Here is a 13,548-nt window from a genome sequence, read left to right on the forward strand (position 1 = left end):
AGGAGAAGGAGAAGTATGGGGATATGAAGACGAAAACTTACAAAAAGTTGATAGCAAAGCGACTTAACCAAGATTTTAAATCGGCTGTAGAAATTGTTGAAGTTCCTATTGCTAAACCTGCTGGTAATCAACTTTTAATTCAAAACAAATTCGCTGGTATTAATGGTGGTTTTGATACTTTACTTTGTCGTGGTGATGTTCCTTATGTTAATTTAATTCCTCCCTTTGATTTGGGTGTGGAAGCTGTAGGAGAAGTCGCAGCAGTTGGAGATCATGTTCAAGATTTCCGAGTTGGTGATGCTGTGGTAACTACCGTCCGTGGTGGCGGCTATCGTGAATATCAGGTAATTGAGGCAAATTTAGCGCTTCACGTGCGGGAAGCAACACCAGAGGTGCTGACTCTCATGCCTACGGGTGTATCTGCTTTGGTGGCACTGGAACAAGTGGGAGAGATGAGAAACCAAGAAGTTGTTTTGGTGACGGCGGCGGCAGGAGGGACAGGCCATATTGCAGTGCAATTAGCAAAATTAGCAGGGAATCATGTTATTGGTACTTGTAGTTCTGAGGTTAAATCACAGTTGCTAAGAGAATTAGGGTGCGATCGCATTATCAATTATCATCAAGAAGACCTCAATCAAGTCCTCAAGCGAGAATATCCCAATGGCATTAATCTAATTTTTGATTGTGTGGGAACAAAAGTATTTGATATTTGCGTTGAAAATTTAGCGGTGCGCGGACGCTTAGTTGTAATTGGTTACATTTCTGAATATGGGAAAAACCCACAACCAGTTACCCAACCGCGTATCTATCACCAGCTATTTTGGAAAGCCGCTTCTGTTCGTGGTTTTCTCATGCCTCATTATCAACAGTATATGGCAGAGGCACGCGATCGCCTGTTAAATCTGTTCTACACCAGTAAACTCAAAGTTGCTGTTGAGCCTGCCCAGTTTCATGGCATAGAATCTATCCCTGATGCTGTAGAATACTTGCTGAATGGTCAAAATAGCGGCAAAGTGGTGGTAAGATTTTAGCGATCAATAAATGCTGTACACTTAATCTCAACGATTAAGCCTGATGTAGACAATCCAGTTACTCCAATACCAGTCCAGGTAGGAAAATTGTCAATAAAGTAGCGGTCTTTTACCTGCATAAATAGTGGCAAAAAGGGAATTATATGAGGTGGCTGTCCAGCAGCTACGGCTGTTTGAAATTCACCTAGCCCTACTCCAGTAACATGATAAGTAATCATTTCCACTACATCATTAAATGTAGCTCCTCCCGCTTGCAAAACCTGATTGACATTTTCAAAAGCTTGCACAAATTGGGCTTCTATTCCATTAACAATTTGCAAATTCTCATCTCTGCCTACTTGCCCAGAAACATATAAAGTATTACCAACTTTGATACCAGGGCAATAATGAAACTTTTCAAAAAGAATTTCCATCCCTTTTGGGATAATAACTTCGCGAGAGGGCATAATATATCTCCTTGATTTTAGGGTTAAAGACTTATCATTAAGACCGCAGGGGAGTAGCTCTTATGGGTAGGTTTTTTAGATTTCGCGTTTTGGTTGACGCGGGGACGCGGAGACAGGGGGACGCGGAGAAAGATTTCGGAACGAAAAAATAGGTTTTTTCAGATTGAATATGAAAAACCTACCCTTGAAAGGTAAGCTAAAAAACATCTAAATTACATAATCAAATTAAATAAAACTCTTGTGGGGTGGGCATCTTGCCCGCCCTAATTATGCAAGTTATATGTGGAACAGCTTAGGGAGCAGGGGGAAAGAGGTCTTTCTGGTTTTTGCACAGATGCCGAAATTATAACTAATTAGGTGGACATGATATAAGCCACCCACTCATATAGTCGGTGGCTTAATTTGAAGGATAATTACAATGATCCAAAAAGCAGAAAATACTTTAAAAGTTGCTCAGCAAGCATTTGAGCAGTTTAAGCATGGTCTTGCAGTCGGTGATTGGCAAGCATTTCTAGATATGCTGACAGAAGATTTTACCTTTTGGTTTCCACTGGGAAAATTTCAAGGGATTAATATAGGTAAAGAACGAGCTAGAGAGTTTTTTCAATATGTTTCTAGCTGTTTTCAAGGTGGACTGACTTTAGAATTAGACCGTTTAACTAGTAATGAAACAACTGTTGTTTTTCAGTTTCGGGATCAAGGAATCTTGTTTACCCAACCTTACAAAAATCGCGTTGCAGTTTCTTTTGACGTGCGTGGAGACAAAATCTGTGGTTATCGTGAATACTTTGGTAGCGATGGGGGGGCGTAATTCGTAATTCGTAATTCGTAATTCGTAATTCGTAATTCGTAATTGGGAATGGGGAACTTGTACTGAGCGGAGTTGAAGTATTGGGAATTGTCATTTGTCATATGTTATTGATTATTCTCCGTGTCCCCGCGTCCCCGCGTCTCCCTCATCTCCCGGTTGGTGAGCGGAGTCGAACCACATCCCCCTTATCTCCCTCAGTCCCCATTACCCCTAATCCCCGCTCCCGGAGGGAGCAAGGGCCCCGAGTTCCCCAGTCCCTACTGAACTAAACCAGCACGCAAAGCACGTACAGCAGCTTGTGTCCGGTCTGCAACACAGAGTTTGTTGAGAATACCTCGTACATGGGTTTTAACGGTACCAACAGTCAGAAAGAGCCTTTTGGCAATTTCGGCGTTGTCACAACCGGCGACAATTAACTCTAAAACATCCATTTCCCGGTGAGTGAGGGGATAGTTTTCTATACTTTTCTCGGTGTCTGGGTCAATACCCTCAATCATTACTCTTTTGCCAGTTGTGCCTTTACCACCATCGGGCAAATCCTGACGAATGTAGCGTAATACTAGATCTGCGATCGCAGGATCAATCCATGAGCTACCTGAGTTGGTTGTTTCTACAGCCTCTACTAGTCTCTCAGTTTCGATGTCTTTCATGCAATAAGAATCTGCACCTGCTGCAAAAGCCGCTAAAACTGCTTGTTCACTATTCTGCATCGTTAAAATTAGCAGTTTTGTTGTGTAGTCGTCGTTTTCTGCTTGGTATTGCCTAAATGTGCGTGTCAGTTCAATACCATCCATGTCTGGTAAACCGATGTCAATGGTGGCAACATCCGGCTTGAGAGTTTTTAACAACTTTATTCCCTCTGCTGCATTAGCAGCTTCCCCAACGATATTAATCTCTGCATGGGTTTGCAAAGCAGCCCGTAAGCCGATTCTCGTGAGGTTGTGATCTTCAATGACAAGCAGCTTGATTTCACTCATGGATGGTTATGTTTACCGTTATCTATCTAAATTAAAGATTAAAATATCATTGTTCTTCTATTTGGATTTTATACAAAAAGAAACGTGTTGGGTATGTTTTAGCAAACTTCATGGGGCACGGGTGTAAGAGGGTGCAAGCGTGTAAGTAAAATATATAGCCCCAAAGTTCATTGTGTAAGACACCTTTTTTACAACTGGGATAGAACTGCTTAATAACAAATCATCCACTTATGCATACGGTAAATAAAATGTCAAGTATAATAATAATTGGGAATCTGATCCTCAATTCCAGAAAATGTTAATCTTTACTAATCGTTCCCAGCTTCTAGTAAGCTATTACTAGATTTGCTAGCAATAGCTAGGCACTTCTTTTTTTGATCAATTATGTCTATTAATAAAACTACCAAAAAAGATAGAATTCTTGTCGTAGACGACGTTTTTGATAATCTACTAGTTTTAGAAGTAATTCTAGATGATGAAAACTACGAACTTAGCTTAGTAGAAGATAGTAAAATTGCTTTGGCTATGGTGGAAGAATCACCACCAGATTTAATACTTTTAGATGTGATGATGCCTGAAATAGATGGCTATGAATTTACGCGACGCGTGAGAAAAAATCTGGCGTTGCCATTTATTCCCATTCTATTAATTACAGCTCACTACGAGTCTAGTGTTGTCGAAGGTCTTGATGCTGGTGCAGATGACTTTATCCGTAAACCATTCGACCCCGATGAATTACATGCGCGGGTGCGATCGCTTCTTAGACTCAAGCATAGTATTGACGAACGAGATCACATGGCTAACCTGCGAACAGATTTTGTCTCGCGCTTTACCCACGACTTACGAATCCCTTTGGTAGCTTCTAACCGGGTATTAAAATTATTACTAGAAGGTAGATTTTGCGAAGTGTCACCACAACTACAAGAAATCATCAGTACGATGATTGGTAGCAATCAAGACTTACTAGAAATGGTCAACACTTTGCTAGAAGTTTATCGTCATGAAGCTGGCTGTAAAACTTTAAAAATTGCTCCTTGTAATATTCAAGAATTAGTCAGCGAAGTAGCCCAAGAATTAACTCATTTAGCTGAAGAAAAAGGATTAAAACTCAATCTAGAAATAGAGGAAAACCTAACTGAAAGTGGCGAAAATGCCAGCACTGTCATGGGCGATCGCGTAGAATTACGACGAGTGTTGACAAATATCATCGGTAATGCCATTAAATTTACAGATAAAGGATATATAAATATTCACTTGTATCTAACTCCAACTGTTGTGAATATTGACATTCAAGATACAGGTGCAGGAATTTCTAAACAAGACCAAGCCATATTATTCGAGCGATTTCGCCAAGGTAAACATCAGCGTTCTGGCAGTGGTTTGGGTTTATATCTATCACGTTGTATTGTTGAAGCACATCAAGGCACAATTGATGTGATATCTGAGCCAGGTAAAGGTAGTACATTTACTGTTAGTTTGCCTGTGGCTAATGGGGAATAGGGAATATCTCACTTAAATTAAATTCTCTTAACAAATTTTCACAGTGCTTTGATAGCTTTTCCACAGGATGATTAATATATAGGTATTTGACCTGCTGGGTATCGATACTCATGGTGCAAGACCAGATTTTGCTCAATGATTGGCATGTAATAGCGCGATCGCAAGACCTCCAACCCGGAACAGTCATGCACAAGCGCTTATTAGGCTCAGATCTAGTGCTTTGGCATAATGGCGACAAAGTTTTAGCTTGGCAGGACGTTTGCCCTCATCGTGGTGCTAGTCTTTCTCTAGGACATGTCAATAAACAAACTCTTGTTTGTCCTTACCACGGCTTAGCCTTTAATAGCGAGGGTAAATGTGTATTAGTTCCGGCTAATCCAGACCAATTGCCCCCCGCACAAGCTTGTGTTAAAACTTACCAAGTTCAAGAACGTTACGATTTGCTCTGGGTTTGTTTAGGGACACCAAAACAAGACATAGCTTTGTTTTCTGAGTGGGATAATCCTGTCTATAGCAAGATTTTCTGTGGCCCCTACTACTATCACTCTAGCCCTCTGCGGGTGCTGGAAAATTTCATCGATCCGGCACACTTCCCAATTATGCATTCGGGATTATTTGCCCACGCCAGTCGTCCTGAGTTGACGCACTATGAATTAGAGTCTCTTCCTGATGGGATTAGTTTCAAATGTGGTTTGTGGGAACTAGATTTTAATTCGGGTAATCCTTTACAAGCACCGTTGATTTTCAACACTTACGATTACTACATCTTCCGTCCGCTAGTAGCATACTTTAAACTCGGGCCTGGAGAGCATCGTTTAAATATTTTCTATACAATTACGCCAGTTGATGAAGATGAGTGTATGGCGCAATATTGGTTAATGGTAAACAGCGCCCGTGAAGTCAAAGTAGAAGTCTATCTAGATATTCAAAATCAAATTGCTAGTCAAGATATTGCCATTGTTGAGTCCCAGCAACCTCGACGCTTACCTTTAGATTTGCAAGCAGAAGTACATTTACCGAGCGATCGCTATTCGATTGCATACCGCAAGTGGCTGAAACAACAGGGTGTTACTTTCGGCACTATTTAGGATTTGGTTAAAGTTTATACTTAAACCAAGTTACATCATGTTGTTATAAGACGATGTTTGTAAAGGCGATTGGTGTCAAGTTAAGCTAAAAATAGCTTCGGTGTTGGCTTCCTCACCCGCCAAGAAATAAATTTCTTGGCTAATAGCTCAAGTCTACTGAAGTAGACTCAAAATCTTGGGGGATATTTAGTCATCTTCAGATGACTTTTGCTATCAGCAAGGAACTTCAGTTCCTTGCGGGACATCGATTTTATCTTAAGTTGACACCAATGGCTTTTCGACCCACCCCACAAGAGTTTTATTAAAAAAAATAGTGTTCACTGATTTAATCAATGAACACTAATATATAGGATTACGATAGGAGTTTGGCAAAAATTTAACTTTCTTTAATTCCAAATTCAAAACAAAAATGACACAATCAAAAAAGCTTTTCAGGAAACACACAGAGAAATAGTAAATTTTTCACAAACGGAAAAAGGAAGAAGGTTCAGGAATAAAACATTTTAAGTATACCTTCCTCCTAATTTCTTCAACTTATTACAAAGCTTTTTTTACTTCATCCTTGATGTTTTCAGCAGTGTGACGAACTTTAGCTTCGGCTTGCTTTGCTTGACCCTCAGCTTTATCATTAGGGTTGCCAGTTACTTCGCCTACTGTTTCTTGAACCTTTCCTTCAACATTTTTAGCAACAGCCTTGGCTCTATCTTCAATGCTCATAACTCGCTCCAAAATGGTATTAATTATTTAATCTGTGTAGCTTTTTGAATTCAGCTTACATTAATAAATTATCTTTAAAAACCACTTATTTCTTCTGTCTAAGGATGTTTTTATATCAATTTTGATTATTCATTGTACATAGATATTTTTTTAATTAACTAGTCTTCAAGATTAAAAACATCATCTATGAGATAAAAAGAGATGGTTCTTTAGTTATATCTGGAGATAAATATATCTATCACTTTAGGTAGAACTCAGAAACCTTGTGAAGCGATCGCACACTCTATCAGAATCGCTATTTTACGTAGTCCTCGCCACCCCATTCCAAGAATGAGTGGTGATCAACGAAGCGCGATCGCCTTAAGATAGCAGATAGTAACAATGCTCTAAAAGCCCAAAAGTAAGATTAGGAGCGCCCTTAATTTCTTACCAATAGTTTTTAAACTAAGTAACAACAATGCTTTTGAGAGCTTCGGCTGCGTATCTCTATTGTGAGGTAATGGCTAATTTTAATCTAAGTATTATTTTATACTAAAATTTATTATTAAATACGAGGGTGTTGACACCCTGTAGATTAATGTGTATCTTCAAAGTATATACGTCAGACATATAACAGCATTTTGCTTTGACTAAGAAAGCTGAAGCCTAAACGTATAGGTTTTCACGATATTATTTTGGAGCTAACTATGACAGCTGTTGTTGCTAAATGGGGAAATAGTTTAGCTATCAGGATTCCAAAATCGGTAGCTGAACAAGCACACGTAACTGAAGGCATCGGTATAGATTTTTCCGTAGAAGGAAACAGCATTATTATCACGCCACAAAAAAGAAGAAAATATACTCTTGATGAGTTATTGGAAGGGATGACTCCTGAGAATTTTCATTCTGAATTTGAAACTGGCAGTGCTGTGGGGAATGAAGATTGGTAGTTAAGCCATATTTTCCGGAAAGAGGAGATATTATCAAGTTAGAATTTGGAGCCGAGAAACAGTTTACCGTTGATTCAATTCAGCGTGCATTTGCCCTTCACAAAGCTGGAATGTCATTTGAAGACATTGCTGTAACGCTGAATAATGAGCTTCAACAACAAGGACGCGAACAACAGGGCTACCGCCCTGTTCTCGTTATATCTCCAATTAGATACAATCAAATGTCTTCTCTAGTTTTGGCGTGTCCTATAACTAGTAAATCAAAAGGACTTAAATTTGAAGTTCCGCTTACTGAAGATATGAAAACAGAAGGAGTTGTGCTAGCTGATCAAATTAAAACACTTGACTGGAAAGCTAGAAAAGTAAAATTTGTTGAAACTGTTTCAACAGATTTAATAGAAGAAGTGCAAGCAAAGTTAGAAACGTTAATTTTCTAACTTTGCTTTTGTATAGTATTTTAATAGCAAACTAATAACATATTGTTAACTATCTCATTTCTCCCCCAGCCGCGACCGAGCAAGGAAGTTACTCAGGAGTGGCTATTAAAAACGCTTGTGTTTAGCTATTTACAGTTTTGAGAGCATAAGCGTTTCTTAATTCTTGATTGATGCCGACGTGTAATATTGTGCAAAATTCTGATCTCAGAGAATTGAGATAAGTTCTGATAACTTTTAACTATACAAATATTGTAGGGTAAGCTTCTGGCTTACCCTACATAATTATTCCTGTAAAACTGTTTTTGAAACAATGCGAGTTTTTTTGCGGTCTGCTTCTGAGAGTTCTTCGCCAGCTTGCAGGCGAGTGGCAGAACTTTGCAGGACTGTGGCTGCACCTTTGTCTCCTATTTGCAGGGCAGTTTTGGCAGCAGTTTGCAAGAGTGTGGCTGCACCAGTGCGATCGCCTAGTTGTAATTTGGTCTCAGCTAACTGAGTTTGGCGATATTTTGCTAATGCCAAAATTGACTGCTGTACTTGGAGATTGGGCGTGGGTTGATAAGTCTGAACTACATTTGCATACATGGGAATCATGCGAGACAGCAAACCTTGTTTATGCTGTGCTGGGTCATCGTAGCGGATTTGCAGATGCCCAATTACTTGATTCCCTTCTGGCAATTGTCCCAGATAAATATTAGCCAAAATTACCCGCTCTACTTCTTGCATTAAATCTCCCAAGCGCACAGCAAAGCCACCATCAACTTCTGGTTGCACTGGTAACTCAATAATATCTGGGGCGACTTGAGCAACGGGTTTAAGTTCCGCTAGCCGGACATTAGGCACTAAAGATATGAGTAAATAAGCATTGGTTAACCCAATAGTTTGAATCCGCCTAAACAGACGGCTAAACTCATCAACTGCCTGTTCTGGACGTTCAATATAAGCCAAAGTCCCGCCACTGACATCGGCAATTTGTTCTAATAAATCTTGATTCCAGCTGTTGCCGAAACCGAGAGTATTGATGGTCAAGTTGAGCCTAGCAGCCTTGTGGGCAAGTTCCAGACAGCGTTTGTTGTCATCTGCACCAATTTCCCACTTCCAAATCCGCAGACTGCTTTGTCCGTGACCATCTGTAAGCAGAAACGCCTGGGAAACATTGCCTCTGGTGCCCTTGAGCATTTCTGTAATCCCCAACTCCAAACCGTCGGCAATTACAGTACCACCGCTAGCGCTGAGTTTGGCTTTGATTTGGGCTTTGATGCTTTCGGGATCTTGGATGATTTGGTTGGGGATAATGACTTGTGCAGAGCCAGCAAAGGACACAACGCAAAGGCGATCGCCTACTGTCAATCGATCTATTAACTCTGCCACTGCTTGAATTACAGTTTGAATTGGTTGTCCATGCATCGAACCACTTTGATCGAGAATCAAGCAGAGATTGAGCGGCAACTTTTGCTCAAACTCACCTGCGATCGCCGAAATCGAAATTGCTAGTTGACGTTGGCTATTTGCTTGAGCCACATCAACATTCAGATCATTTAGCGCCCAGAGCAATTGAACTTTCATTGAGGAGGAATATCTTGCAACACAGTTTTCGAGACAATCTTGGTTTTTTTGCGATCGCTGTCTGATAACTCTTCTCCAGCTTGTAAGCGGGTAGCAGAAGTTTGTAATACCGTTGCTGCACCTGTATCTCCCATTTGCAGGGCGGTTTTGGCTGCTGTTTGCAGCATTGTCGCCGCACCATTGCGATCACCCTGTTGTAATTTCATCTCAGCTAGCTGGGTTTGTCGATACTTAGCTAATGCCAAAATCGACTGCTGCACCTCTGGATTGGGATCTGGTTGGTAGCGCCCTACTACATTCGCGTAGACTGGGATGTTGGGCGTAAATAAACCTAACTGGTCTGAGGCTGGGTCATCGTAGCGGACTTGCACATTCGCGATCGCCTGTTTACCTTCTGGCAATTGTCCCAAATAAATATTAGCCAAAATTACCCGTTCTGCATCTTTCATTAAATCTCCCAAGCGGACAGCGAAGCGGCCATCGGCTTCTTGCTGCACTGGTAACTCAATCGTGTCTGGCGAAACTTGGGCGATGGGTTTGAGTTCCGCTAGCCGGACATTGGGCATCAGCGAAAATAACAGATAAGCATTGGTTAATCCTACCGTTTGAATGCGGTTGAATAACCGATTAAACTCATCCACTACCTGATCTGATTTTTGGATGTAAGCCAAAGTGCCGGAACTCGCATCAGCAATTTGTTCTAAGATATCTTGGTTCCAGTTGTCGCCAAAACCCAAAGTATTCAAAGTCAAATTATAACCAGCAGCCAATTTGGCAAATTTTAAACAGCGATTATTATCACCGTGTTCATTTTCCCCGTCAGTTAACAAAAACGCTTGGGAAATCGTTTCTTTTTTTCCTTTGGCCATCTCCTCAATGCCTAAGCGGAGTCCTTCATCAATTGCCGTACCCCCTTCAGCCTTGAGACGGTCGATTTGCTCTTTGATATATTCAGGGTCTTCGACACTTTGATTGGGTACTAAAACCTTAGCCCGGTGATCGAAAGCCACAACACTCAGGCGATCGCTACTACTGAGTCTATCAACCAAACGGATCGCCGCTTTTTTGACAGTTTCTAGTGGTCGCCCATTCATCGAACCACTATGGTCGAGAATTAAGCATAGATTTATTGGTACACTACGGTCTTGAGTGCCTGCGATCGCCGAAACTGCGATCGACAACTGACGTTGACTACTCAGTTGATTTACGTCCAAATTCCCATCATTCAAGGCAGGCTGCAAGCTAACCTTCATAACCCAAAATTCCTAACCTAGATATAGATATTTATGAATAACTTCAAAAAACTACTTTAGCTTTACGGAAAGCGCAATCCAACACAAATACATTAATATATTCAGAATATCTCACAAGCTAATTCTTAGCAGATGCTCACCACCTCAAGTATTAGGGAGAAATCCACACCTTGAACCGGGTGATCATCGCGCTAGGATGTATTACAGTTAACGGCATAATTTCAGGCGATCAGTTGCTATGGACATTTCCCCCATCAAGGCTGTTCAAGCCCCCTACTACGGCGATAATTTTTACCGGACACCGCCGCCAGATTTACCTTCCCTACTATTAAAGGAGAGGATTGTCTATCTTGGGATGCCACTGGTACCTGCTGTCACGGAATTAATCGTGGCCGAACTGCTATATTTGCAGTCCGATGACCCCGAAAAGCCGATAAAAATCTACATTAACTCTACTGGCACCTCCGGTTATAGCGGCGACCCCATTGGCTTTGAAACCGAAGCCTTCGCCATCTACGACACCATCAAATATATCAAGCCCCCTATTTACACCATCTGTCTTGGTTCAGCAATGGGTATGGCAGCAATGTTACTTAGTGCTGGTACCAAAGGTTGCCGCGCTAGTTTGCCCCACTCCACCATTATCCTGCACCAACCCAAGAGCTACGCCCAAGGTCAAGCAACGGATATTCAAATTCGGGCTAGGGAAGTTTTGGCAAACAAAGCCTCTATGGTTGACATTCTGTGTCGCACTACTGGACAGTCACCAGAAAAAATTACCAAGGACATGGATCGTCTATTCTATATGACTCCCTACCAAGCGGTGGAGTATGGTTTGATTGACAAAGTTTTTGAAAAAGAAGAACTCGCCAATCCTCCCCTACCGGCCAGTGTTCTTTAGTAAGTGCTGAGTCCTGTTAGCGGTAGCAGGGCGTTCAGCCCGTGCTGAATCCTAAATGATGAATAAGTGGTTATTTTACTTATTTCTAGTCCCTAGTCCCCAATTAATTGAAACGGAGTCACAAAAATGCCTATAGGCGTTCCCAAAGTTCCTTACCGGATGCCCGGAGGGCAGTTTACAGATTGGATTAGCATTTATGATCGCCTTTACCGAGAAAGAATCATTTTCTTGGGGCGAGATATTGATGACGAAATCGCTAACCAAATTATCGCCGTCATGCTGTATCTGGATTCCGACGATCCAGGTAAAGATATTTATTTATACATCAACTCCCCTGGTGGCATGGTGACATCCGGTCTGGCGATTTATGATACCATGCAGCACATCAAATCGGATGTAGTGACTATTTGTGTAGGTTTAGCTGCTTCCATGGGGTCATTTTTGCTAGCAGCTGGCACTAAAGGCAAACGGCTAGCCCTGCCTCACTCACGGATTATGATTCACCAACCTTCCGGTGGCACCCGTGGGCAAGCAACCGATATTGAAATTGAAGCTAGAGAGATTCTACGGATTCGTAACCAGCTCAATGAAATATATGCTAAAAATACAGGTCAGTCCATAGCAAAAATCGAGAAAGACATGGATCGCGACTTTTTCATGTCTGCTCTCGAAGCTAAGGAATATGGTTTAATTGACCGTGTAATTGAAGAACGTATTTAAGAGGGAATGGGGAATCAAGAAGACACGGGGACGCGGTGAGACAGCGAGTAAAGGAGGGTTTCCCTCCGCAGGCGACTGCGTTAGCGCAGCGTTAGCGAGCTTGCGAGCGTCACCCGAAGGGGGACGCAGGGAATGTAAATAAAAGTTTCTTTGCGTCCCCCCATCCCCCTCTGTTTGCGTCTTCTTCCTCATCTCCCTCATCTCCCTTCACATTGATGGCTTAAGATGGATCTTGGAGATTGCTACCGTTTATTAGGTTTAAGGTCGGGAGCCTCTTTTGCTGATATCAAAGCGTCTTATCGACGATTGGCGCAGCAATATCATCCCGATATCAACCCAGGTGATAAAAAAGCTAAAGATAAGTTTATTGCGTTGACAGAGGCTTATAAAATCCTGATCACGGTAGTACCGCCAGATGAAATAGCCGAACCATCAGAGTCTACGCCAAATTCTGGTTTTGATGATGCCAAAGCAGCGCGTCCAGAGAAAGTATCAGTCACAAAAACGACGCCTCAACAAAAATCCACAACATCTAAGCCGCCTAATATCGTGGAAATAGAACAGCGGCTCAAATGGAAAACTTACGAGCAGTTGCAACGGTTTTTGCAAGAAAGACGATTTCCGCAAGCGATCGCCCTAGCGGAAGCTTTGGTAGACCGTTTATCGCAAGATGCTGAGGTACACCAATGGTTGGCGGTTGCTTATCAGCTTTGGGGACGGGAGTTAATTGCTACTAATCAGCTACTGAAAGCGAGAATTTATCTGAAAAAAGCCCTGAAGACAGATCCTCATAACAAAACTCTTTGGGGCGAAGTACAGCGAGATTTCCAAAAATTAGAACAAAATATGTGATTTTTTATTTACTTTTTACCCGAATTCAATCAACACCTGTCTCAATTCAATATAGGAACTCAGCAAATTATTAACCCTTTTATGTCACTCTCGGAAAGTAATAATCAAAGCAAGATTCTGAAACTTTCATCCAATCTAGCTTTGAGCCTTTATTTTCTAACAGTAACTAAAATTTATAACCAAAAGCTTAAAACTAAAGCTCCAAAAGGCTTTCAGCGATAGGCTTCTCCCAAACTGACAAAACAGGGTTAAACCGATAAAAGATCTCTTGCAAAAGTCCTTCTTTGCGTTCTCTTCTCTGCGTCTCTGTCTTGAAAAGTTGA

14 protein-coding genes are annotated in these 13,548 nt (G+C 41.4%); 9 read left to right on the forward strand and 5 right to left on the reverse strand.

What is annotated here, in order from left to right:
* The first annotated feature begins 23 nt into the window (after positions 1-23).
* The gene (locus AC5JMF_RS11535; RefSeq protein WP_495795851.1) at positions 24-1,031 is read left to right on the forward strand and encodes a zinc-binding dehydrogenase; all 1,008 of its coding nucleotides are present in this window, start codon (positions 24-26) and stop codon (positions 1,029-1,031) included.
* On the opposite strand, the gene AC5JMF_RS11540 is transcribed toward AC5JMF_RS11535, so the two are convergent.
* The gene (locus tag AC5JMF_RS11540) at positions 1,028-1,477 is read right to left on the reverse strand and encodes a RidA family protein (protein ID WP_495795852.1); all 450 of its coding nucleotides are present in this window, start codon (positions 1,475-1,477) and stop codon (positions 1,028-1,030) included. The two genes, AC5JMF_RS11535 and AC5JMF_RS11540, sit on opposite strands and share 4 nt — an antisense overlap.
* A 418-nt stretch (positions 1,478-1,895) precedes the next feature.
* On the opposite strand from AC5JMF_RS11540, the gene AC5JMF_RS11545 reads away from it, so the two are divergent.
* Positions 1,896-2,288, forward strand: a complete 393-nt coding sequence (locus tag AC5JMF_RS11545; protein WP_495795853.1) for a nuclear transport factor 2 family protein — start codon at positions 1,896-1,898, stop codon at positions 2,286-2,288.
* A 257-nt stretch (positions 2,289-2,545) separates the two neighbouring features.
* Here AC5JMF_RS11545 and AC5JMF_RS11550 read toward each other — a convergent pair whose 3' ends face one another.
* Positions 2,546-3,265: a response regulator gene (locus AC5JMF_RS11550; RefSeq protein WP_495795854.1), complete on the reverse strand. Its 720-nt coding sequence runs from the start codon at positions 3,263-3,265 to the stop codon at positions 2,546-2,548.
* 384 nt (positions 3,266-3,649) lie between these two features.
* Between AC5JMF_RS11550 and AC5JMF_RS11555 the strand changes: the two genes are divergently transcribed.
* Together AC5JMF_RS11555 and AC5JMF_RS11560 are read left to right on the forward strand one after the other, a co-directional pair.
* The gene (locus tag AC5JMF_RS11555; protein ID WP_495795855.1) at positions 3,650-4,765 is read left to right on the forward strand and encodes a hybrid sensor histidine kinase/response regulator; all 1,116 of its coding nucleotides are present in this window, start codon (positions 3,650-3,652) and stop codon (positions 4,763-4,765) included.
* Between the two features lie 110 nt (positions 4,766-4,875).
* On the forward strand, positions 4,876-5,853 hold the full coding sequence (locus tag AC5JMF_RS11560) for an aromatic ring-hydroxylating dioxygenase subunit alpha (RefSeq protein ID WP_495795856.1): 978 nt from the start codon (positions 4,876-4,878) through the stop codon (positions 5,851-5,853).
* A 537-nt stretch (positions 5,854-6,390) separates the two neighbouring features.
* Here AC5JMF_RS11560 and AC5JMF_RS11565 read toward each other — a convergent pair.
* On the reverse strand, positions 6,391-6,570 hold the full coding sequence (locus tag AC5JMF_RS11565) for a CsbD family protein (protein ID WP_495795857.1): 180 nt from the start codon (positions 6,568-6,570) through the stop codon (positions 6,391-6,393).
* 686 nt (positions 6,571-7,256) lie between these two features.
* Here AC5JMF_RS11565 and AC5JMF_RS11570 point away from each other — a divergent pair.
* Together AC5JMF_RS11570 and AC5JMF_RS11575 are read left to right on the forward strand one after the other, a co-directional pair.
* Complete coding sequence (locus AC5JMF_RS11570) at positions 7,257-7,499, forward strand: AbrB/MazE/SpoVT family DNA-binding domain-containing protein (protein WP_495795858.1); 243 nt, start codon at positions 7,257-7,259, stop codon at positions 7,497-7,499.
* Positions 7,493-7,936 carry a type II toxin-antitoxin system PemK/MazF family toxin gene (locus AC5JMF_RS11575; RefSeq protein ID WP_495795859.1) on the forward strand — a complete coding sequence of 148 codons (444 nt, stop codon included), beginning with the start codon at positions 7,493-7,495 and terminating at the stop codon, positions 7,934-7,936. Before AC5JMF_RS11570 ends, AC5JMF_RS11575 begins: the two co-directional genes overlap by 7 nt.
* A gap of 282 nt (positions 7,937-8,218) precedes the next feature.
* Here the strand turns inward: AC5JMF_RS11575 and AC5JMF_RS11580 are convergent, their stop codons facing one another.
* The gene (locus tag AC5JMF_RS11580; protein WP_495795860.1) at positions 8,219-9,499 is read right to left on the reverse strand and encodes a vWA domain-containing protein; all 1,281 of its coding nucleotides are present in this window, start codon (positions 9,497-9,499) and stop codon (positions 8,219-8,221) included.
* Positions 9,496-10,752, reverse strand: coding sequence for a vWA domain-containing protein (locus tag AC5JMF_RS11585; protein WP_495795861.1), 1,257 nt, complete (start codon positions 10,750-10,752; stop codon positions 9,496-9,498). The genes AC5JMF_RS11580 and AC5JMF_RS11585 overlap by 4 nt, the downstream gene beginning before the upstream one ends.
* A 238-nt stretch (positions 10,753-10,990) precedes the next feature.
* Here AC5JMF_RS11585 and AC5JMF_RS11590 point away from each other — a divergent pair, with 238 nt between their 5' ends.
* The 3 genes from AC5JMF_RS11590 to AC5JMF_RS11600 all read left to right on the forward strand — a co-directional run bounded on the left by AC5JMF_RS11590 (position 10,991) and on the right by AC5JMF_RS11600 (position 13,225).
* Positions 10,991-11,653 carry an ATP-dependent Clp protease proteolytic subunit gene (locus tag AC5JMF_RS11590; protein ID WP_495795862.1) on the forward strand — a complete coding sequence of 221 codons (663 nt, stop codon included), beginning with the start codon at positions 10,991-10,993 and terminating at the stop codon, positions 11,651-11,653.
* A 126-nt stretch (positions 11,654-11,779) separates the two neighbouring features.
* On the forward strand, positions 11,780-12,373 hold the full coding sequence (locus AC5JMF_RS11595) for an ATP-dependent Clp protease proteolytic subunit (RefSeq protein WP_495795863.1): 594 nt from the start codon (positions 11,780-11,782) through the stop codon (positions 12,371-12,373).
* Positions 12,374-12,598: 225 nt separating this feature from the next.
* On the forward strand, positions 12,599-13,225 hold the full coding sequence (locus AC5JMF_RS11600) for a J domain-containing protein (RefSeq protein ID WP_495795864.1): 627 nt from the start codon (positions 12,599-12,601) through the stop codon (positions 13,223-13,225).
* Positions 13,226-13,548: the final 323 nt, after the last annotated feature.

Source organism: Desmonostoc vinosum, from assembly GCF_059505385.1.